The 20,554-nt window shown below is 65.1% G+C and carries 20 protein-coding genes; 7 read left to right on the top strand and 13 right to left on the bottom strand.

Annotation, left to right across the window (positions count from 1 at the left end):
- Positions 1-306 precede the first annotated feature (306 nt).
- From L0U82_RS28690 to L0U82_RS28680, 3 genes are read left to right on the top strand one after another with little or no spacing between them, the layout of a single operon-like run.
- Positions 307-2,040, top strand: coding sequence for a pyrroloquinoline quinone-dependent dehydrogenase (locus L0U82_RS28690; RefSeq protein ID WP_233836397.1), 1,734 nt, complete (start codon positions 307-309; stop codon positions 2,038-2,040).
- 44 nt (positions 2,041-2,084) lie between these two features.
- Entirely contained in the window at positions 2,085-2,654 is a 570-nt protein-coding gene (locus L0U82_RS28685) for a c-type cytochrome (protein ID WP_233836396.1), read from the top strand.
- 12 nt (positions 2,655-2,666) lie between these two features.
- Positions 2,667-3,332, top strand: a complete 666-nt coding sequence (locus L0U82_RS28680; protein WP_233836395.1) for an ankyrin repeat domain-containing protein — start codon at positions 2,667-2,669, stop codon at positions 3,330-3,332.
- Positions 3,333-3,362: 30 nt separating this feature from the next.
- On the opposite strand, the gene gph is transcribed toward L0U82_RS28680, so the two are convergent.
- The 5 genes from gph to L0U82_RS28655 form a co-directional block, all read right to left on the bottom strand.
- Positions 3,363-4,088 (bottom strand): phosphoglycolate phosphatase, encoded by a 726-nt coding sequence (gene gph, locus L0U82_RS28675; RefSeq protein WP_233836393.1) that lies wholly within the window; start codon positions 4,086-4,088, stop codon positions 3,363-3,365.
- Complete coding sequence (locus L0U82_RS28670; protein ID WP_233837538.1) at positions 4,085-4,885, bottom strand: HAD family hydrolase; 801 nt, start codon at positions 4,883-4,885, stop codon at positions 4,085-4,087. The genes gph and L0U82_RS28670 overlap by 4 nt, the downstream gene beginning before the upstream one ends.
- Before the next feature lie 142 nt (positions 4,886-5,027).
- Complete coding sequence (locus L0U82_RS28665; protein ID WP_233836391.1) at positions 5,028-5,450, bottom strand: ExbD/TolR family protein; 423 nt, start codon at positions 5,448-5,450, stop codon at positions 5,028-5,030.
- Positions 5,441-6,202 carry a MotA/TolQ/ExbB proton channel family protein gene (locus tag L0U82_RS28660; protein ID WP_233836389.1) on the bottom strand — a complete coding sequence of 254 codons (762 nt, stop codon included), beginning with the start codon at positions 6,200-6,202 and terminating at the stop codon, positions 5,441-5,443. Before L0U82_RS28660 ends, L0U82_RS28665 begins: the two co-directional genes overlap by 10 nt.
- 76 nt (positions 6,203-6,278) lie before the next feature.
- The gene (locus L0U82_RS28655) at positions 6,279-7,034 is read right to left on the bottom strand and encodes an energy transducer TonB (RefSeq protein WP_233836387.1); all 756 of its coding nucleotides are present in this window, start codon (positions 7,032-7,034) and stop codon (positions 6,279-6,281) included.
- Positions 7,035-7,227: 193 nt separating this feature from the next.
- Here L0U82_RS28655 and L0U82_RS28650 point away from each other — a divergent pair, with 193 nt between their 5' ends.
- The 3 genes from L0U82_RS28650 (at position 7,228) to pstS (ending at position 11,333) form a co-directional block, all read left to right on the top strand.
- Positions 7,228-8,361, top strand: a complete 1,134-nt coding sequence (locus L0U82_RS28650; protein ID WP_442793676.1) for a YVTN family beta-propeller repeat protein — start codon at positions 7,228-7,230, stop codon at positions 8,359-8,361.
- Between the two features lie 336 nt (positions 8,362-8,697).
- A complete protein-coding gene (locus L0U82_RS28645; protein ID WP_233836383.1) occupies positions 8,698-10,185 on the top strand; it encodes an MFS transporter in 1,488 nt (495 codons plus the stop codon).
- Positions 10,186-10,265: 80 nt separating this feature from the next.
- A complete protein-coding gene (gene pstS, locus L0U82_RS28640) occupies positions 10,266-11,333 on the top strand; it encodes a phosphate ABC transporter substrate-binding protein PstS (RefSeq protein ID WP_233836381.1) in 1,068 nt (355 codons plus the stop codon).
- A 48-nt stretch (positions 11,334-11,381) separates the two neighbouring features.
- Here pstS and L0U82_RS28635 read toward each other — a convergent pair whose 3' ends face one another.
- Positions 11,382-13,766 carry a TonB-dependent receptor gene (locus L0U82_RS28635; RefSeq protein WP_233836379.1) on the bottom strand — a complete coding sequence of 795 codons (2,385 nt, stop codon included), beginning with the start codon at positions 13,764-13,766 and terminating at the stop codon, positions 11,382-11,384.
- 178 nt (positions 13,767-13,944) lie between these two features.
- Here L0U82_RS28635 and L0U82_RS28630 point away from each other — a divergent pair, with 178 nt between their 5' ends.
- Positions 13,945-14,982, top strand: coding sequence for a histidine kinase (locus L0U82_RS28630; protein WP_233836378.1), 1,038 nt, complete (start codon positions 13,945-13,947; stop codon positions 14,980-14,982).
- Here L0U82_RS28630 and L0U82_RS28625 read toward each other — a convergent pair.
- The 7 genes from L0U82_RS28625 to L0U82_RS28595 all read right to left on the bottom strand — a co-directional run bounded on the left by L0U82_RS28625 (position 14,952) and on the right by L0U82_RS28595 (position 20,550).
- Positions 14,952-15,614, bottom strand: a complete 663-nt coding sequence (locus L0U82_RS28625; RefSeq protein WP_233836377.1) for a response regulator — start codon at positions 15,612-15,614, stop codon at positions 14,952-14,954. The genes L0U82_RS28630 and L0U82_RS28625 overlap by 31 nt on opposite strands.
- Positions 15,611-16,837, bottom strand: coding sequence for a pyrroloquinoline quinone biosynthesis protein PqqE (pqqE, locus tag L0U82_RS28620; RefSeq protein WP_233836376.1), 1,227 nt, complete (start codon positions 16,835-16,837; stop codon positions 15,611-15,613). Before pqqE ends, L0U82_RS28625 begins: the two co-directional genes overlap by 4 nt.
- A 4-nt stretch (positions 16,838-16,841) precedes the next feature.
- On the bottom strand, positions 16,842-17,132 hold the full coding sequence (pqqD, locus tag L0U82_RS28615) for a pyrroloquinoline quinone biosynthesis peptide chaperone PqqD (RefSeq protein WP_233836375.1): 291 nt from the start codon (positions 17,130-17,132) through the stop codon (positions 16,842-16,844).
- Positions 17,129-17,887 (bottom strand): pyrroloquinoline-quinone synthase PqqC, encoded by a 759-nt coding sequence (pqqC, locus tag L0U82_RS28610; protein WP_233836374.1) that lies wholly within the window; start codon positions 17,885-17,887, stop codon positions 17,129-17,131. Before pqqC ends, pqqD begins: the two co-directional genes overlap by 4 nt.
- Positions 17,888-18,008: 121 nt before the next feature.
- Positions 18,009-18,956 carry a pyrroloquinoline quinone biosynthesis protein PqqB gene (gene pqqB, locus L0U82_RS28605; protein WP_233836373.1) on the bottom strand — a complete coding sequence of 316 codons (948 nt, stop codon included), beginning with the start codon at positions 18,954-18,956 and terminating at the stop codon, positions 18,009-18,011.
- A complete protein-coding gene (locus L0U82_RS28600; RefSeq protein WP_233836371.1) occupies positions 18,953-19,969 on the bottom strand; it encodes an alpha/beta fold hydrolase in 1,017 nt (338 codons plus the stop codon). Before L0U82_RS28600 ends, pqqB begins: the two co-directional genes overlap by 4 nt.
- Entirely contained in the window at positions 19,966-20,550 is a 585-nt protein-coding gene (locus tag L0U82_RS28595; protein WP_233836369.1) for a cytochrome b, read from the bottom strand. The genes L0U82_RS28600 and L0U82_RS28595 overlap by 4 nt, the downstream gene beginning before the upstream one ends.
- Between the last annotated feature and the right edge of the window lie 4 nt (positions 20,551-20,554).

Raw genomic sequence — 20,554 nt, 5'->3', positions numbered from 1 at the left:
AGCCGCTCGCATCGATCGAACTCATTGTTCGACACCGTCCACAAAACTCCACAGAAGCTCTAGAAAATCCCCACCACATCACCTACATTTAATCGAGCCGGTTTTCCGCAGGCCCGTGCAACACGTCCCCCACTCTGCGAAGCCGACCCGTCCTGACAAAGCTATCAGCGGTTTGAAGTCGTACGCTTTTGTTGTCTGCGAGGGTTGCGCGATCGTGCTTTTTACGCCGTTGGTTCGCTGACCGCGTGAATGATTGCCGCCCCGGCGCTGCAATTCATAGGAACAATAAAAAGCACGGAGACGCTCATGCCATTCACCCGCATTCAAGGAATTGTCGGTCTGCCTTTGCTGGCCGTTGCATTCGGCTTGCCGCTCGCCCATGCCGCCGACGAAGTTCAGAACAGTTCGACGACCACGGCTTCGCCCGTGCCGTCGACGCTTCAGCCCGTCAGCCAGGAGCAACTCGACCGGGCCGCCAGTACCCAGGCGGCCTGGTTGCATTCGAACGGCTCGTACACGCAGACGCGCTATTACCCCGGCTCGCAGATCAACAGAACGAACGTCGCGAAACTCAAACCGGCCTTTATCTTTCAGACGGCCGTGAGCGAGTCGATGGAAACGGCGCCGATCGTGTCGAACGGCGTGATGTTCCTGACCACGTCCTTCAACCACGTGTACGCGATCGACGCGACCACCGGCAAGGAGTTCTGGCATTACAAGCACAAGATGGGTCCGGTCACGACGTTCTGTTGCGGGCCCAACAATCGCGGCGTGGCGATTTCCGGTGACCGGCTCTATATGGGTACGCTCGACTCGAAGCTCGTCGCGCTCGACGCCAAAACCGGCAACGTGCTGTGGCAAAGCCAGATCGCCGACCCCGACGAGGGCTACTCGGAAACGATGGCGCCGACGGTCGTCGACGGCAAGGTGCTGATCGGCACGAATGGCGGCGAGTATGGCATTCGCGGCTTCGTGAAAGCGTTCGACGCGAATTCCGGGCAACTGCTGTGGACTTTCTACACGATCCCGGACAGCGGCCAGGAAGGTGTATGGGCAACCAAGGACGCGACCGGTCGCGACGAAAAGCGCGATATCGCCGCGGAGAAAAAGCAGTTGGCCGACAAGGGCGGCGACTTCTACAAGACGCTCGGCGGCGGCGTGTGGATGACACCGGCGATCGACCGGAAAACGCACACCGTGTTCTTCGTCGTCGGCAATCCGTCGCCGGACCTGTATGGCGCGATCCGGCCGGGAGACAACCTGTACACGGATTCGCTCGTCGCGATCGATCTGGACACCGGCAAATACAAATGGCACTACCAGTACGTGCCGCATGACGTATGGGATCTCGACGCGGTGAGCCCGCCGGTTCTGGTCGACGTGCGCGACACCGACGGCAAGATGATTCCGGGCGTCGTGCATGCGGGCAAAACCGGTCATGTGTACGTGCACGATCGCGCGACCGGTAGGCTGATCCGCTTCTCGCAGGCGATGATTCCGCAGGAGAACATGTGGACGCTGCCGACCGCGCAGGGCGCGCGCATGCTGCCGGGCGCGAACGGCGGGGTCGAGTGGTCGCCGATCGCGTTCGATCCGCAAACACGCCTCGTCTACGCGGCCAACCTGCATCAGCCGATGACCTATCAGGTCGAGGAAGCCGCCTATCCGGGCGGCAGCAAACTGTGGCTCGGCGGCGCGTTCAAGGTGATAGCGAGCGAGCAGCAGTGGGGCAAGCTGTCGGCGGTGAACATCGACACCGGCAAGATCGCGTGGGACTACAAGACCGATCAGCCGCTGATCGGCGGCGTGCTCGCAACCGCCGGCGGTCTCGTGTTCAACGGCGAGGGTAATGGCCTGTTCCGCGCGTTCGATGCCGCGAGCGGCAGGAAGCTGTGGGAGTTCCAGTGCGGCGCGGGCGTCAATGCACCGGCGGTGTCGTACACGGTGAACGGCAAGCAATACATCGCGGTCGCGGCGGGCGGCAATACGCAGCTCGACTTCAAGCGTGGCAATAGCGTGGTTGTCTTCGCGTTGCCATGAGGCCAGCGCTACGGGTAACGCTGGGTTCGACGCGCGCACTATGGATGGCCCTGCTGGGCGGCTGGCTGGCCGTCGCGGGGCTGCCGTCGAGCGCGTGCGCCGACGCCGAGGCAGGCAAGGCAAAAGCGCAGGTGTGCGTGGCCTGTCATGGTCCGATGGGTAATTCGACGACGCCGGACTATCCGATTCTGGCCGGGCAGACCTCGCGCTATCTGTACCTTCAGCTGAAAGACTTCAAGGAAGGACGCCGCAGCGATCCGCGCATGTCGCCGATGGCGGCGAACTTGTCGCGCGAGGACATGCAGGATCTCGCCGATTACTTCGCCGCGCAAAAGCTCGTGCCGGTGCCGTACAACGCGGATGGCGCGAGCATCGAGGCGGGCCGCAAGAAAGCCGCCGAGGTGCTGTGCACGATGTGCCACCTGGGCGGCTTCTCCGGACAGAACGAGATTCCGCGCGTAGCCGGTCAGCAGTATCAGTACATCGTCAAGCAGTTGCAGGACTTCCGCTCGCACACCCGGACCAACGACGCGGGCAATATGGCCAGCGTGACGCGCAACCTGAGCGACGAAGACATTCGCAATCTGGCCGCCTATATCAACAATCTGCAGTAGCACGGAGCAGACATGACCAAAGCAACGTTGCTGCGCCCGCTCGCGCTGGCCGTCGCATGCGCCGCTTTATGCGGCGTATGCGGGCCCGCGGCGGCGCAGGATCAGGGGGAGACCAACCGGCAACTGCTGGCCGCCGCGAAAGACGACGACCAGCCGTCGCTGCTCGCTGCATTGCAACGCGGCGCGTCGGTCGACGCGATGAACCGGATCGGCGACACCGCGCTGATCACCGCGTGCAAGAAGGGCGATACCGCGATGGCGCAAACGCTGATCGAGCACGGCGCGAACGTGCAACATGCGAGCGCGCCGGGCGTCACGCCGTTGATGGCCGCCGCGTACGGCGGCTTCGACGACATCGTCGCGTTGCTGCTCGCGCATGGCGCCGATCCGCTCGCGACCGACCGGGTCGGCAAGACCGCGATGGAATACGCGGCGGGGCAGGGGCAAACGAAGGTCGTCGGCAAATTGCTCGACGCCGGCATCGATGTGAACCGGATCTACAAGAACGATCTGACCGCGCTGATGTGGGCGGCGGGCTACGATCGCGAGGAGACCGCGCAGTTTCTGCTCGCGCATGGCGCGAACCAGGCGTTGAAGGACAACCGCGGCATGACCGCGAAAGATATCGCGGTGCAGACGAAGTCGGCACACGTGGCGGGGTTGCTGTCGGCGGGATAGCGGTGCGATTGCGCGGCGATGGGAAGGCGCTTATTTCGCGGGCGAATTCGTTTCCGCTCCCGCGTTCGCCTTTGCACCTTGTCGCCACGCAGTGAGAATCGCCGGCAACGCTTCGAACGAGTCAATCAGCGCATCGCCACGTAATGCGTTGGCGCCACCGTCGCCACCGTAGCCGTAACTGACGAGAACCACCGGCACACCGGCGGCGCGTGCCGCCGCGACATCGACGGCGGAATCGCCGATCAGCGTGCAATGCGTGGGGTCGGCATCGAGCAGACGGCACGCGTGCCACAGCGGTTCGGGCGACGGCTTCATGCTCGCGAGCATGTCGCCCGCAACCAGCACCTCCAGATAGGCGGCGAGGCCAGTCATCTCCAGCAGCGACGCCGCGAGCGCTTGCGGCTTGTTGGTCACGCACGCGCAGCGATATCCGCGTTGCCGCAACGCGTGCAATCCGGCCATCACACCCGGAAACACGCGGCCCAGTCGGCCGTTGGTCGCCGCATAGTGGCGCTCGAACATCGGCTGCGCATGGTCGATATCGAACCACTCGCCGATGCCCGCGGTTTCCAGCGAACGCCGCACCAGATTGCGCACGCCTTTACCGATGAAGCCGGCCACCGTATCGAACGGCAACGGCGTCGCGCCGAGGTCCGTCAGCATGCGGCTGACTGCCGCGACGATATCGGGCGCGGTATCGACCATCGTGCCGTCGAGATCGATCAACAGTGCGTCGTGGTGCAGGTTCGTGGTCATTGCGCGCTCGCGTTCAATGGACTCTGTGCGGCCGGCTCGGCTTGATGGATGGCGTCGCGACGCCAGCGGCGCAGTGTCGTCAGATCGATCCAGCGATGCGGTTCGCCGCGCACCGGCTGAACCAGCGGCGTGTGCGGATCGCCGAGATGAGGCAGCACGGCGAGCGAACCGTCGAAGCAATCGCGCGACGTGTACGCGGTCGGCGTGACGATGGTCGGCACGCGTGCGCCAAGCGCCGCGAGCAGGCCATTGCCGGAGTCCTCGAATGCGAGGCACGCCGCCGCCGGCAGATCGAGTTGTGCTAGCACGTCGTGATAGACGTCGGGGGCGGGCTTCTTCGCGCGCGTAGTGCCGGCATCGCCGATGACCGCGAAGCGCGTGCGCCAGTGCATGCCGAAATGCGCTTGCAGCAATGCGTCGAGATTGGCCGGCGTCGTGGTCGTCGCGATGGCCAGGCGGATGCCGGCCGCGTGCGCTTCATCGAACAGACGCACTATACCGGGACGCAACGGCAAGCCGGTGCCGCGCATTCGCTCGGTGTAGTGGCGGGTTTTCAACGCGTGCAATGCGTCGACGACTTCGAGTGCCCGCACGCCTTCGGCTTCCTCCCACTCGATCGTGCGCCAGTAGTGCAACAGACGCTCCTTGCCGCCGGCCACTTTCAGCAACCGCGTATAGAGCGCTTGGTCCCAGCACCAGTCGAGCCCGGCTTCCGCGAACGCAGCATTGAATGCATGCAGATGCGCGGTCTCGGTGTCGGCGAGCGTGCCGTCGACGTCGAAAATAAGAGCTTGCAGCGGCGTGTGCATCGTCCGGTCCCTGGCCTGTGATTCGCGTGTTCAGACACGCACCACGATAGCCGAGCCGTCCGCCGATTTGAATTCAGAGATTCTTTCGCCGCGGATAAGCCGCTCTTTAAGTGCATCAAGCCGCGCGACGTTATTTCCCCGGCTGCGGATTCGTCACGAACCCCATCTTCGTCAGCCCGCCGCTCTGCGCAGCCGACATCACCGCGGCCACCCGTTCATACGGCACCTTGCGATCGGCGCGCAGATGCAGCTCCGGCTGCGGCGTGGCAAGCGCGGCCTGAGCGATGCGCGCGCGCAAACCGTCGTCGCTGACCGGCTGACCGTCCCACAGAATCGAACCGTCCGCCTGCACCGCGACATCGACGTGCGCGGGTTTGACCGCTTCGGGCTGGCTGCTCGCATGCGGCAGATCGATTTTGACCGCATGCTGCATCGCGGGAATCGTGACGAGAAAGATGATCAGCAGAACCAGCATCACGTCGACGAGCGGCGTCATGTTGATCTCGTTCATCAGACCTTGATCGTCGTCGTCGGAGAAGGGTGTCATTGCCATCCGAGGTCTCCGTCGCGGGTTGTGTTGCCGTTGCGCGGCACGACGCGCATCTGCGGGCCCGCGCTCGACGGCAATTGCGAGCCGGTCACGAAGTACGCGTGCAGACCGTGCGCGAAGCGCTTCAGGCGCGCGACGATCGTGCGGTTCGCGCGCGCCAGTCCGTTGTAGCCGAGCACCGCCGGAATCGCGACGAACAGGCCGAACGCGGTCATGATCAGCGATTCGCCGACCGGCCCCGCGACGTGATCGATCGACGTCTGGCCGGTCTCGCCGATCACGATCAGCGCGTGATAGATGCCCCACACGGTGCCGAACAGTCCGACGAAAGGCGCGGTGCTGCCGATCGACGCGAGAATCGCGAGGCCGCTTTGCAGCCGCGCGATCGTTTCGTCCATCGTGTCCTGCAGACGCCGCGTGATCCAGTCGGACACGTCGATGCGGTCGTGCAGATGCTGCTGCGTTTGCCGGTGATGCGTGGCCGCTTCATGGCCGGCCAACGCGAGCGCGAGCAGCGGATTGTCGCGCGGGTCCGTGTCCGGATGGCCGAGGCTGCGCAGGCCGTCGTCGAAGCGATCCGCGCTCCAGAAGCGCGCATCGCTTTGGCGGGTCACTCGGCGCAGGCGTATCACCTGCAACAGCTTGACGATGATCACCGTCCACGACATCACCGACATGATGACGAGCACGCTCAGAATGCAGCGCGTGACGAGATCGCCCGATTGCCAGACGTTTGCGATTCCGTAGTGTTGCATGACTGTTTCCTTCGTTCTGTGATTCGTGGTCCTTTGATCGGCGCGTAGCGCCGGGTGCTCATTCATCGATGCCGGCTCACTCGCTCAGCCCGAACACGAACGACTGCGAATACGCGGCGCGCACCGCCGTGCCGTTTTCGCGGTAGGGCCGGCAGGTGCCAGCCTGGACGGCGGCGAGCGCGGCGTCGTTCAGGCGGTCGTAGCCGCTGCTCTTTTGCAGTTGCGCGGTTTCGATCCGTCCGGTGAGCCCGACCACGAAACGCACGACGGCCGTGCCGTTTTCGCGGCGCCGCTTCGAGATGTCCGGATAGTCGGGCTTCGGAATCGAGCAATCGACATGCGATACGTTCCTCGGCTCGGTCGACGCGGGCGCGGCGGCTTGGACCGCGGGGGCGGGCGTCGTCGACGGGGCAGCAGCAGGCGCGGCAGCGGGAGCCGACACCGGCGGCGCGGCAGTGGGCTGCGCCGTGCTTTCGGGCGCAGGGACCGGCGCGGGCGTCGGCTCACTGCGCGCGACATGTGGGCGCGGCGGCGCCGGTTTGACGCGCACGGGCGGACGGGCGGCGGGCGGTGTCGGCGGAATGACAGCGGCGCGCGGTGCCGGCGTGGGTGGCGCGGCGACAGGCGCGGGCGCGGGCGTTGCGGGTGCGGGCTCGGGGCTCAACAGCAGTGCCGTGATCGTGCGCGGTTCGACGATGCGCTCGATGGTTCTATCGCGCGCCACCAGCATCAGCGCGAGCAACGCCAGATGCGCAGCGATCACGGCGCCCAGCACGATGCCCGCGCGCCGGTAGCCGGTCGCGGCATGCATAGCGTTTGCGCGGTTTGCCATGGCGGTTTGCATCACTGCACCTCCGAGGTCATTGTCACCCCGTGCCTGGCGTTTTAGAACCCGCGCCGGGCGGGCTGCGTCAATTCGGGAAATTCTCCCGCCCGATCCGCGTTGTCAAACAATCGCCCGGTGGGCTACTTTGAATGGATGACGCGAATCATCGCGCGCCGCGATTTCAACACGGAGTACAACAATGCCGGAGACACGGATTCCCACCCGCAGCATGTCCACCCCGAAACCACGCTATGGCCTCGCAATAGCCGGCGCGCTCGTGCTGGCCGCGAGCGCCGCGCATGCGGCCGCCGCGCCGCTTGCCTATGTGACGAGCGAGAAGGCCGGCGTCGGCGTGATCGATCTCGATCAGATGACGCTCGCGCAGACCTTTCCGGTCGGTGCCGACGGCCCGCGCGGCCTGAGCCTGAACGCAAACGGCACCCGTTTGCTGGTCGCCAACAAGAACACCAACGACCTCGCGGTGATCGATACGGCCACCGGCAAGGTCGTCAAACGCGTGAAGATCGGCAAGAACCCGGAGTATGTGCGCGTGCATAACGGCTACGCGTACGTGACCTACGAACCCGGCGAAGACGGCGGCCCGCCGGGAGCGAAGCCGGACGGCAAACCCGATGGAAAACCCGACGCCAAGGCGGCGGACGGCAAACCCGGCGGCGACGATGACGATGCGAACAAGCCGCCGGCCGAAATCGCGATCGTCGATATGAAAGACTGGCGTGTGATCCGCTCGGTGACGAGCGGTCACGAAACCGAAGGCATCGAGTTCTCGCGCGACGGTCAGGAGATGCTGGTCACCAACGAAGGCGACGACACGGTGTCGGTGTATCACGCGCGCACCGGCGCGCCGATCCGCACGGTGAAGCTCGCGGCCGGCGGACGGCCGCGCGGCATCCGCCTGTCGCCGGATGGCAAGTACTACGTGGTCACGCTGGAGTCGCTGAGCAAGTTCGTTCTGATCGACGCGCATACGTTCCAGGTCGCGAAGACCGTCGACACCAAGCTCGGCCCCTACGGCGTCGCGTTCGGCCCCGACGGCCAGCGGCTTTTCGTTGCGGCGGCGCGCGACAAGGCGGTGCAGGTGTTCGATGGCCACACATACGAACATATCGCCGACGTACCGGTCGGTCAGCGTTGCTGGCACTTCAGTTTCACGCCGGACGGCTCGAAGCTGATGGTCGCGTGCGGCCGCTCCGACGCGGTCTATGTGCTCGACGCGAAGAGCTATCAGCCGATCAAGCAGATCGGCGAGTTGCCGCTTGCATGGGGCATCGTCACCTACCCGCATAGCGACGGCTCGATCGAATCGCATTGAGCGAACCTGCCGGCACCCGCGCCGGTGCCGGGTCCAACCTTGGGTCCAACCTGGTCCAACGTCATGGCGGCGCCGATGCACCGCCATGACGCGCTGACCCGCCTGTCTTACATTCCCTAACCTTCCTGTCACAGACAGGACATCGATCGATTTCTAGAATTCGATACCGATGCGCTTCGTCGCGCCCGCACGGGTCGCGACACGGCATCGGCTTCTCGCTCGATTCCTCTGACAGGTTGACCGGATGCGTGGATTTCAGCATGACCTCGCGCGGCGGCAGCGAGATCGGAGGCGGGTCGGCACCGCAAGTGACGAATAGCAAAAGGAATCCCTGACATGGCGGATCAGACGGCGACGGTTATCGCAGCGGCTCGGGGCAGCGCGAAATCCGTGCAGGAATACATCGACGAATGCCCAGTCTGGCCGGACGGTACCCGGCTGCTGTCCACGCCGATGACGGCGATGCAGTGGCGGATCTGGTCGCTGGCCGCGGCCGGCAAGTTCTTCGAAGGCTTCGTCGTGTTCATGACGGGTGTCGCGCTGCCGTTGATCTCGCGCGAGTTCGGCATCGGCGCGGCACAGAACGGCCTTGTGTCGGCCGCCAGCCTGATCGGCATCCTGGTCGGCGCGCTCGGTCTCGGCGGCATGTCCGATTACTTCGGCCGCAAGCGCATGTTCATCGTCGAGATGGTGCTGTTCTGCTGCTTCCTCGTGCTGCTTACCGTCTGCGGCAATTTCACGTCGCTCGTGATCAGCCTGTTCGGCCTCGGCGTCGCGCTCGGCTGCGACTATCCGACCGCGCACATGATCATTTCCGAGAGCATCCCGAGCGCGAGCCGCGGCAAGCTGGTGCTCGCGGCGTTCGGCTTCCAGGCGCTCGGCGCGCTGGGCGGCACCGGCATCGGCTATCTGGTGCTGGTGTTCATGCCGCAGCTCGAAGCATGGCGCTGGATGTACGCGACCGCGATCATCCCCGCGGTGATCGTGACGGTCGGCCGCTTCTTCATCACCGAAAGCCCGAGCTGGCTGCATGTGCGCGGCAAGCTCGACCGGGCCGAGGAAGCCACGCGCCGGCTGCTGCACCGCAATCCGCCTTACCCGGCCGACATCTCGCTGCATGTCGCGGCGGAAGCCGGCGAGAGCCACGGCGGTCCGAAGATGTTTCTGCAACTGTTCAATCGCAAGAACCTGCGCGCGACGATCTTCTCGTCGGCGCCGTGGTTCCTGCAGGATCTCGGCACCTACGGCATCGGCATCTTCACGCCGACGATTCTCGCGGTCGCGCTCGGCAGCAAGCCCGATCACGTACGCAGCGTCAGCGACCTGATCGCCAACGACATTCTCGCGGCCAAGGGTGCCGCGCTGACCACGTCGCTGCTGATCGTCGGGATCATGTTCGCGGTGATGCTTGCGGACCGCGTTGGCCGCGTGAAACTGCAGGTGGGCGGTTTTATCGGCTGCGCGGTGGGGCTGTTCATCGCGGCGCTGTCCGGCAACGCCGAAGGCAGCACGAAGACGATGCTGATCTTCGCGGGCTTCATGCTGTTCAATTTCATGACCAACGTCGGCCCGAATGCGCAGACCTACCTGCTCGCGGGCGAGGTGTTCCCGACCGCGATTCGTGGCGCGGGTGCGGGTTTCGCGGCGGCGGTCGGCAAGATCGGCGCGATCCTGACCGCGTTCATGTTCCCGATCCTGCTGGTCAGCATCGGCACCAGCACGCTGCTGTACTGCCTCGTCGTCACGTCGCTGTTCGGCGCGGTCGTCACGTGGCTGTTCCGGATCGAGACGACCGGCGTGCGGCTCGACCAGATCGGCAAGTAACGCAGCTTCGCTCGATATTGGCCGCAGCGCGGCCCCACCGGCGCCGCACGGCGCGCGCCGTCCGACACGCAACAAGGGACATGATGACCGCAGCACGACGCAACTCATTCGTAGCTCGCGCCACCGTGGCGCTCGCCGCCGCGATGCTCGGCGCACACGCGTACGCGCAACAGGTGACGCTGACCGAAACCGGCTCGACCCTGCTCGCGCCGCTGTTCGAAACATGGCGCGACGCTTACGCGAAGGCGCATCCGGACGTGCGTCTGTCGGTCGGCGCGACCGGTTCGCAGGCCGGCATCGATCAGGCGATCGCCGGCAACATGAACATCGGCGCATCCGATGCGTTCATGTCGGACGCCGATGCCATGAAACACCCGCAGATCATCAGCGTGCCGCTCGCGATCGCCGCGCAGACGATCAACTACAACGTGCCCGGACTGAACGACGCCCATCTGAAGCTCGACGGCCCGACGCTCGCCGGCATCTATACCGGCGCGATCCGCGCGTGGGACGCGCCGCAGATCGCCGCGCTGAACCCGGGCATGCATCTGCCGCATCACGACATCGTGCCGGTGCGGCGCAGCGAAGGCTCCGGCGACACCTTCGTGTTCACGCAATTTCTGACGTTCTCCACGCCGTCGTGGGAAGACTCGCTCGGCTATGGCACGACGATCGCGTGGCCGGGCGTACCGGGCGCGCTGGCCGTGGCCGGCAACGCGGGCGTGGTGAATGCGCTGAAGACGACGCCGTACTCGGTCGGCTATGTCGGCGTCAGCTATACGAAGGACATCGCCGCGGCGCAGCTCGGCACCGCCGCGCTGAAGAACGGCGCGGGCGAGTTCGTGCTGCCGACGAAGGCGACGATCATGGCCGGCGCCGCGTCGCTCGGCGCGCGCACGCCGGCGGACGAGCGTCTGAGTCTGGTGTTCGCGCCGGCTTCCGGCACGTATCCGCTCGTCAACTACGAATACGCGGTGGTGTCGACGCGGCAGCCGAGCCCGGCGCTTGCCGCCGAGATCCGCAAATTCCTCGAATGGTCGATCGTGCCGTCCGAGCAGAACGCCGCGTATCTGGAGGCGGTGCATTTCATTCCGCTGCCGCCGCACACGTGGGAGCTGAGCACCAATCAGATCGAATCGATCAAGTGAGCGGTGCTCGCTGGAATCGACACTGTCGCAACTCGTGACGCGCTCGCGCTATTTCCACGCATAGCGCAAACCCATCCAGAAGCCTCGCGGCGCGCCCGGTCCGACGAATTGCTCGTTGACCGGGTTCGCGCCGTTGAAGGTATTGCCCGGGCCGGTAAAGAAGTTCTGACCGAGCGCACCGAAGCTCGCATAGCGCTTATCCAGCAGGTTCGACACGGAAGCGAACACCTGTAGCTGTTTGGTCACCTGATAGGACGTATCCATGTCGATCAGCAGATAGCCGGAGATCTTGCCGTTCGCGTCCTGGTTGTTCTCGTCGCCCTGTGCATAGACGCTGCCGCGCCAGGTGAGGTTGGTGCCGATCCGCCATTTCGGCGTCGCCGAATAGTCGAGCCGCAGCTTGACGGTCGTCGCCGGAATGCCCGGAATATGATCGCCCGAGTTCACGGTGATATTGCCGTTGGCATCGGCGCTGGAGTTGCTCGGGCTGCTTTCGGTCCACGTCGAGCGGTAGGTGGCGTCGACGTAGCTATAGCTGCCGGTCACCGTGACTGGCCCGAGTTTGGTTTGCCCCGCGAGTTCGACACCTTGCCGGCGCGTGCGGCCGACGTTCTGGAAAAAGCCCTGCGAACTTCCCGCGCCATTGCTGCTGATGAACTCGATGTCGTTATCGAGCGTCGTGCTGTACATCGCGGCGCTCCATGTCGTGTTCGAGCCGATCTTGCCGCGCGCGCCGATTTCATAGGTTTTCGAAATCACCGGCTGCAACGACGGATCGGAGATGAAGTCGTTCGGCAGCGAACACGGCGCGGCCGGATCGGCGCAGGCCAGTTCGATCGCGGTCGGTGAGCGCATTCCTTCGTTGTAGGTCGCGTACGCGGTGAGCGCCGGTGTCGGATTCCAGTTGATGCCGACCGCCGGATTGAAGCGCGAGAACGTGTGATGGCCGTCCAGGCTCGGTTGCGTGCCGCTCTCGTCACCGATCGTCGCATCGGCCCAGTTATAGCGGCCGGCGAGCGTCAACGACCATTGATGCGTCAGCGACAGCGTGTCCGAGAAATAGATGCCGTAGTTGGTGTTGTGCGTCTTCGCGTAGGTCTGCTGCTCGAAATCACCGATGCCGATCGTCGCGCGCGAAGCGGTGAACGCCGCGTCCTGCGACGACTGCTGGAAGCGCGAATTGGCGGCATCGACGGCCATGCCCGCGATGAACTGGTTCTCCATGCCGGCAAGCTTGCCGAGCAGCGTCAGTTGCAAGCTCGCGCCATAGCTGTCGGTCGACACGACCGACTGTTCATTGGTTGCCTGCAAGGTATCGACGTTGCCGTCGTCGTCGATCGTGCCGTAGTCGTCGTTGACGTTACTGCTGGTGTTGGTATTGCGGAAGTGCCGGTAGTACGCGTTGCCGCTCAGCTCGACATGGTCGTTGAAGTAGTGATCGCCCGACAGCGTCAGATAACCAACCGTGTTCTGATTCTGGTCGGGGTAGGTGTAGGGCTGCTTGAAGTTGTTCAGGAACGAGCGCGGAATCGTCTGCGTGCCATGCAGATCGTTGTCCGCGCCGCCGCCCGATAACGATATCGTCGTATTGGCATCGGTGTAGCGCAGCTTGCCGAACGCCTGGCGGATGCGGCTTTCGTTCTGCTCGGCCCAGCCGTTGTCGTTCAACGCGTTGGCGGTGAAGTAGTAGTCGAGGTTGCTGCCGACCGTGCCGCCCTGTTCGATCTGCGCCGCTTTGCGGCCCCACGAGCCGCCGCTTATTTCGGCTTCGCCGACCGGGTCGTCCTTGCCGTTTTTGGTCGTGATCGACAGCGCGCCGCCGAGCGTATTGAAGCCGTAGGTCGGATTCGAACCGGGAATGATCTGCATCGTGTCGATCGCCTGTTGCGGCAGCAGATCCCAGTTGACGACGTCGCCGAACGGCTCGTTCACGCGCACGCCGTCGACGAATACCGATAGCCCCTGCGGCGTGCCGAGCAACGGCGACGCGGTGAAGCCGCGATAGGTCAGGTTCATCTGATACGGGTTGCCCTGCGCGTCGGCGATGCTGACGCTCGGCACGTTCTGCGCGAGGTAGTCGGTCAGCGTCTGGCGGTGCTGCTGTTCGATATCGGCCGCGCGGATCGTTTGGACGTTGGCCGGCACCTGCGACAGCGGCGTGCCGATACCGAGCAGCGGCGTCGTGCCGACGATGACGATCGGCGCAAGGGTCGTGGTCGGTGTCGTGTTGGCGGCGGCGTTATCGTTGCCTGGCGATGCGGTCGCTGGTTCTGAGGCCGCGGCTGGTGCTGAAGCCGCGGGGGGCGCGGCCGGCGTCTCCGACTGCGCCCACGCGCTCGCGGATAGCGCCGCCAGCGTGCCGCCGAAACAGAGTGTGATGCCGGCGCGCCGCTGAAAGCGCCGTTGGCGGCGTGCTTGTGATCGCATGCTCATCGTTTTGTCTCCTGCCGGCTCGATGCGCGCGTCGCGCGCGTTCTTCGATGTATGGATAAAGCTTCGCATACGCATCTGCAAACCGCGCGGGAGCTTTTCCCGATCTGCCAGGGAAGCGTTCCCAAACCCCGCACAAAAGTCCGCCGTGTGCTATCGCGCTGAGTAGAATGCAAACGTCATGTCGAGCGACCCGATCACGTCATCTTCCACAGACCGCCCGCCGTCCCATTCGACGGTATGGCGCGATCTCGCGTGGGTCATCGCGGCCGCCGTGCTGGCGATGGTGCTCGGCGCCGCGTTCGATGTCAGCGAACGGGCCTACCGCCTCACGCGCGGCATGGAGCGCTTCCAGCTCGACGAACTGCCGGGCACGCTGTTCGTGCTGTCGATCGGTCTGGCGTGGTTCGCATGGCGCCGCTACCGCGACGCCCGCCGCGAACTCGGCTATCGACGCCGGCTCGAAGAACAGGCCGAGCAGCTGCTGGCCGACAACCGGCGCCTCGCCAACCAGGCGCTGCAGGCGCAGGAACTCGAACGCCGCCATATGGCGCGCGAACTTCACGACGAACTCGGCCAGTATCTGAATGCGATCTCGCTCGATGCCGCGCGTATCCGCGATTTATCCAGCGAGCGCGAGCCGGAGATTCATCGCATATCGCTCGGTGTGATTCACAGCGCGACTCACGTGTACCGAGAGATCGGCGGCATGATTCGCCGCTTGCGGCCGATCGGTCTCGATGAGTTCGGCTTGCCGAGCGCGCTCGAACACTGCGTCGACGGCTGGCGCGAGCGGCTGCCGGAAGCGTCGTTCTCGGTCACCATCGAAGGGGATTTCAGCGGCCTCAGCGATACGCTGACGATCACGCTATATCGGCTCGTGCAGGAAGGACTGACGAATGTATCGAAGTTCGCGCGCCGCTCGCGTGTGGAGCTTTTCATGGTGCGCGCGCCGCGCGAGGCGCAGAACGCAAGCGGCGCTAGCAACGCTTGCGGCACCGCCACGCCCACGCAGATCGACGAAATCGTCGTGACGATGGCCGACGACGGCCCCGGCACCGATCTGACCCAGCCGCGCGCGGGGCTCGGGCTGATCGGCATGCGCGAGCGCGTCGAGGCGCTCGGCGGCGAGTTTCACGTCGCGAGCGAGCCGCAGCGCGGTTTTCTGTTCTGCGCGCGTCTGCCCGCTCAGGCGGGGCTGGCCGAGCCGGTGAACTGAAGCCCGAGCCGGCTCGCCATCTGCGCGAGCTGCACGCCGTTGTCGGCGCCGAACTTCTGCCGGATCACCGATTGATGGTTGGCCACGGTCTTCTGACTGAGCCCGAGTTTCTCGGCGATGCTCGGCAGCGTATAACCCTGCACCAGCAAACGCAGCACCTCGAATTCGCGCGCCGATAACTGTCGCCCCGGCGGCCCTTCGTTGAACGCAGTGCGCAGCGCCAGCGCCTGCGAGATATCCGGGCTCAGATAACCGGCGCGCCGCGCGATCGTGCGCACCGCTTCGACCAGCACGTCGGGCGCGCTCGCCTTGGTCACGTAGCCGAGCGCGCCGGCATCGAGCGCGCGGCGCACGAAGATCGATTCCTCATGCACGCTAAAGATCAGCACGCGCGCATCCGGCTCGCGCGCGAGCATGCGCCGCATCGCTTCGATGCCGCTCGCGCCGGGCAGCGACACATCCATCACGACCACGTCGGGCCGCAGCGCACAAAAGCGCTGATAAGCCAGCGCGGCGTCGCCGGCTTCGCCGCACACCTCGACATCCGCGTTCAGTTCGAGCAGACGCCGGTAGCCTTCGCGCACGACCGCATGGTCGTCGACGAGCAGGACGGAGATAATTTCCGCACTCATGATGAGCCTCCGTTGTCGCCAGCGGCACCGGGTTGGCGACCCGCCGCCGTGAACTTGCGCGAGTTGGCGTCGTTGCGAAACAGGATCGGCTGTTCGCGCGCTGCCGCTGCCGCCGCGGATGTGGACGCAGCCGCCGCGCGTTGCACGACCTTGACCACCTGTTCGTGAAACGGCGACTTGTCGCAGACCGGGTCGGCGTTAGCCGCGTCGCCGGTGAGCAGATAGGCCTGGCAGCGGCAGCCGCCGAGGTCGTGTTCCTTTTCGTTGCAACTGCGGCAGGGTTCCTTCATCCACTGCAGACCGCGAAAGCGGTTGAACGCGTCGCTGTGGTACCAGATGTCGCGCAATGGCGTGTCTTTGACGTTCGGTAGCGTGAGGCCAGGCAGCCCGCGCGCGGCATGGCAGGGCAGTGCGACACCGTCGGGCGCGACGCCGAGAAACACCGCGCCCCAGCCGTTCATGCAGCGCTTCGGCCGGTTCTCGAAGTAGTCGGGCACGACGAAGAAAATCTTGCAGCGCTCGCCATGCGTGCGGCGGTAGCGCGCAACCACCGCCTCGGCTTCTTCGAGCTGTTCGCGCGTCGGCATCAATTGCGCTTCGTTCGCGTGTGCCCAGCCGTAGTACTGCGTGTTCGCCAGTTCCAGATATTCGGCGCCGAGCGCGAGCGCCATCTCGATGATCTTGTCGACGTGCGGCAGGTTGTAGCGATGCAGCACGCAGTTCATCACCATCGGAAAGCCATGACGTTTCAGCGAAGCGGCAACGCGCTGCTTCAGATCGAACGTCCGCGTGCTGCTCAGAAAGTCGTTCAGTTCCTGCGTCGAATCCTGGAACGACAACTGGATGTGATCGAGACCGGCCGCCTTCAGATCGCCGAGCCGCTTGTCGGTCAGTCCGACGCCGGAGGTGATCAGATTCGTATAGAAGCCGAGCTTGTGCGCTTCCTCCACCAGCACTTCGACGTCGTCGCGCACCAGCGGCTCGCCGCCCGAAAAACCGAGCTGCACCGCGCCGAGCGCGCGCGCGTCGCGCAGCACGTCGAGCCATTGCGCGGTACTCAGTTCGCGATTGTGATCGGTGTAGTCGAGCGGGTTGTAGCAGAACGCGCAATGCAGCGGACAGCGATAGGTCAGCTCCGCGAGCAGCCACAACGGCGGCGGCACGGCGGGGGCGGCCGTAACATCGGACTGCGCGCTAGAGGTTGGCTGGGAAAGATCGGTCATCGCGCTACTCCAGCCAGCCGCGCGAGTGCGCGTCGGCGATGAAGGCCCGCACCTCGCCGCCGATGCCGGTCGCGTTGAACGCCTGCTCCAGCTCGGCGACCAGCGTATCGATGTCGCGAGTGCCGTCGCAGCGCTTCAGGATTTCTCCGGCGCTCTGATTCAGCTTCACCATCCCCTCCGGATAAAGCAGCACATGCGCGTTCTGCGCGGCCTCCCATTGCAGACGGAACGGCTTCGCGATCGTCAGCGGCGTGGCGGCTTGCCTGGCATCTTCGGCGCGGGTCGTATCGTTCATTGCGGGAACGCCTTTTCGATCGAATCGAGCATGGTCCACAGAATGTCGAGCTTGAACTGCAGAATCTCGAGCGCCCGTTCCTGCTGTTCGCGTCGCGTGAAGTAATCGAGCGTGACTTCGAGCCCGTGCTGCACGTCGCGCTGCGCGAGCGAAATGCGTGAGCGGAAATAGGCGAGGCCATCGGGTTCGATCCACGGGTAATGCTCGGGCCAGCTCGCAAGGCGATCTTTATGCACCTGCGGCGCGAACATTTCGGTTAGCGACGAGCACACCGATTCCTGCCAAGGCGCGCGGCGCGCGAAGTTCACGTAGGCATCGACGGCAAAGCGCACGCCAGGTGTCACGTGTTCGAGCGACCACAGCTCGTCGCGGCTCAGACCGACCGCGTCGCCCAGACGCGCCCAGGTTTCGATACCGCCTTCCGCGCCGTCATAGCCGTCGTGATCGAGAATGCGCAGCACCCAGCGGCGGCGCGTTTCGCGGTCCGGACAATTCGACAACACGGCCGCGTCCTTCAGCGGAATGTTGATCTGATAGTAGAAACGGTTCGCGACCCAGCCGCGAATCTGCTCGCGCGAGCAGCCGCCCGTATTCATCTTTACGTTGAACGGGTGATGAATGTGATACGCGGTGCCTTTTGCGCGCAACTGCGCCTCGAATTCCTCGCGGTTCCACGCGGGTTGATCCGCGTGCGGGCTACGGGTCGCATTCGCGGCGCGCATCGGCGTCGTGTCGTGGGTGTCTTTCGCGTTCATGCCGTCTCCGTTTTTGTAGGGTCGTTCACTGCCGCGCCTCGTTACCGCACCTGCACACTGCCTCGCTTCCATGCATTCACGTTGCCGATTCAACGCTTCATTCAATGCTTGATTCGATGCGTCAAAGTTCGAAGCTCATGCCGTCATAGGCTATTTCGATGCCGTGCTCGCCCAGCATGCGCCGCTCGGGGCCGTCCTCGACCAGGATCGGATTCGTGTTGTTGATATGGATCAGCACCTTGCGGATTGCACTGGTTTTGCCGCTCACGTCAGCCCGCTTCGCGTCGAGCGAATCCAGTGTTTCGATCATGCCGCCCGCGCCGGTCTGCGGCAGATGGCCCATATCGGCGGCCGTTTTCTTCGACAGGCCGAGGCGGATCATTTCATCGCCGGTCCATAGCGTGCCGTCCACCAGCAGCAGATCGGCGTCGCGCATCGCGGCGAGTACGTGCTCTTCGATCGCGCCGAGTCCCGGCGCGTAGAACACGCGCTTGCCCGAGCGCAGATTCGTCAGCACGAGCCCGATGTTGTCGCCGCGTTCGGGCGCGTTGCGATGCGGCGAGTAGGGCGGCGCCTTGCTCGATAGCGGCAGCGCGTCGATCCGGATGCCGGGCAGGGCGTCGACGCTGAGCGGCGCGTCATCGAGCGCGATGCGGCGATGCTCGACGCCGCAGTAGTGCGACAGGATCGGCGCGACCGGAAAGCCCGTGCACAGGTCTTGCCATACCGCATCGGTCGCATAGAGCGGCAACGGCGTGTCGCGTTCGCGCAGCATCAACAGGCCCGTCACATGGTCGATCTGCGCGTCGATCACGAGCACCGCGGCAATGCCGCTGTCGCGCGCGCGGCGCGCCGGTTGCAACTCGGGATTGGCGGCGATCTGCGCGAGCAGATCCGGCGATGCGTTGACGAGCAGCCAGTCCTCGCCATTTGAGCTGACCGCGATCGACGACTGCGTACGGCGCGTCGCCTTCAGCGTGCCGCTACGCACGCCGTCGCAATTGCGGCAATTGCAGTTCCACTGCGGAAAACCGCCACCCGCCGATGAGCCGAGTACCTTGATTTTCATGCCGCACGACGCATGCTGCGCCCCTCCTGATCGATCGGGATAAACATCGCCGCGAGTGCCTGCGCGACGCGCGCATGCAGCGCGGGGTCGCTCGCCAGATGACCCGCGCGCACAGCGTCGACGTGCGCGGCGGGCACCGCGCGCGACAGGCGCCGCGCATTGGCCGGCGGACACACCGGATCGCGCGAGCCGTGGATCGCGGCAAGCGGCACGCCGGCGCTCGCCGCGCGGCGGGCCAACGACAGCAAACGCGCTTCGCCGAGCCAGCAGCGATGTGCGAGGTAGTGCGCCTGAATCCGGTATTTGCCGATCAGCTTGCGGGCATTGCGCGCTGAACTGGGCGAGCGTCGCTGTAGCGCGTGCTGTGCCGGGCCACCCGGCGACGCGCTCGCGAGCACCGCGTTTTCATAGCCGCGCCACGCGAGCGCGACTGCACGTTGCCGCGTTTCGTTCGCACCGACTTGCAGCAGCATGGAATAGCAACGCGCGGCGAGTTTCGAAGCGTGTTCACAACGAGCCGCGTCGCGCAGCCTCGACCACGCACGCGGCGCGCGCCGGCGCGACGTGACGAACAGACCGCGCACTTCCCGCGCGGAGGTCAGAAACAGGCCGCGCATCACAACGCCCGTCACCGCTTGCGGACATTGCCCCGCATACGCGAGCGCGAGCGCCGCGCCCCACGAGCCGCCGAGTACACCCCAGCGTTCGATGCCGAGCCGCGCGCGAATCGCTTCGAGATCGGCGATCAGATAGCGGGTGCTGTTGTGGCGCAGGCTGCCGTGCGGCGTCGATTCACCGGTGCCGCGCTGATCGACCAGCACGACGCGAAAGCGGCTCAGATCGAACAGCCGCAACACGCCCAGCTGGCTGCCGCTGCCGGGCCCGCCATGCAGCACCACGACCGGCACACCGTCGCGCGCGCCGGCCACCGCGAACCACACGCGATGACCATCGCGTGTGCGCAGCGTCGCGGCTTCGAGCGGCGGATTTCGCGTCGGCGTGCGCGGCGTCATGGCAGCATCCTCGCGAGCAGGTTGTCGCGATCGATCAACTGATGCTTGAGCGCGCCCGCGACATGCAGCACGATCAGCGCGATCAGCACGTAGCCGATTACCGCATGGATTCCGAAGCAAAGTTCGCGCAGATGCGGGTCGTCCCAACCCCACTTCGGCAGCAGGATGCCCCAGAAGCGGGTGCCGTATTTGTTGAACGACGAGCCGAGATAACCGGCGAGCGGCATCGCCACCATGCCCACGTATAAAAGACCCTGCGTAGTGCGCGCGGCGGCGCGTTGCCACGCTGGCATCGGCGGCAGCGGCGGCCTGTGAAGGACCAGCCGCGCCCCGATGCGCAGAAGCACCAGCAGGAAAACCGTCATGCCGAGTGACTTGTGCAGATTGATCAGCGTCGATTTGACCGGCAAGCCCTTCGGCAACCCGACCATATAGAGTCCCAGCGCGAGCATGCCGATGATGCCGAGCGCGATCAGCCAGTGCAGCGCGATCATCAGCCCGGCATAGCGCTGGGTGCCGGCATTGGCGCCGGCTTTGGTTGCAATACCAGGCTTCACATGCGGAGAATCCGTTGTCGTCATGCCT

The sequence above is a fragment of the Paraburkholderia sp. ZP32-5 genome (genome assembly GCF_021390495.1).
Taxonomy (GTDB): Bacteria; Pseudomonadota; Gammaproteobacteria; order Burkholderiales; family Burkholderiaceae; genus Paraburkholderia.
The sequence above is the reverse complement of the archived record's forward strand: the minus strand, read 5'-3'. Positions and strand labels throughout refer to the sequence as shown.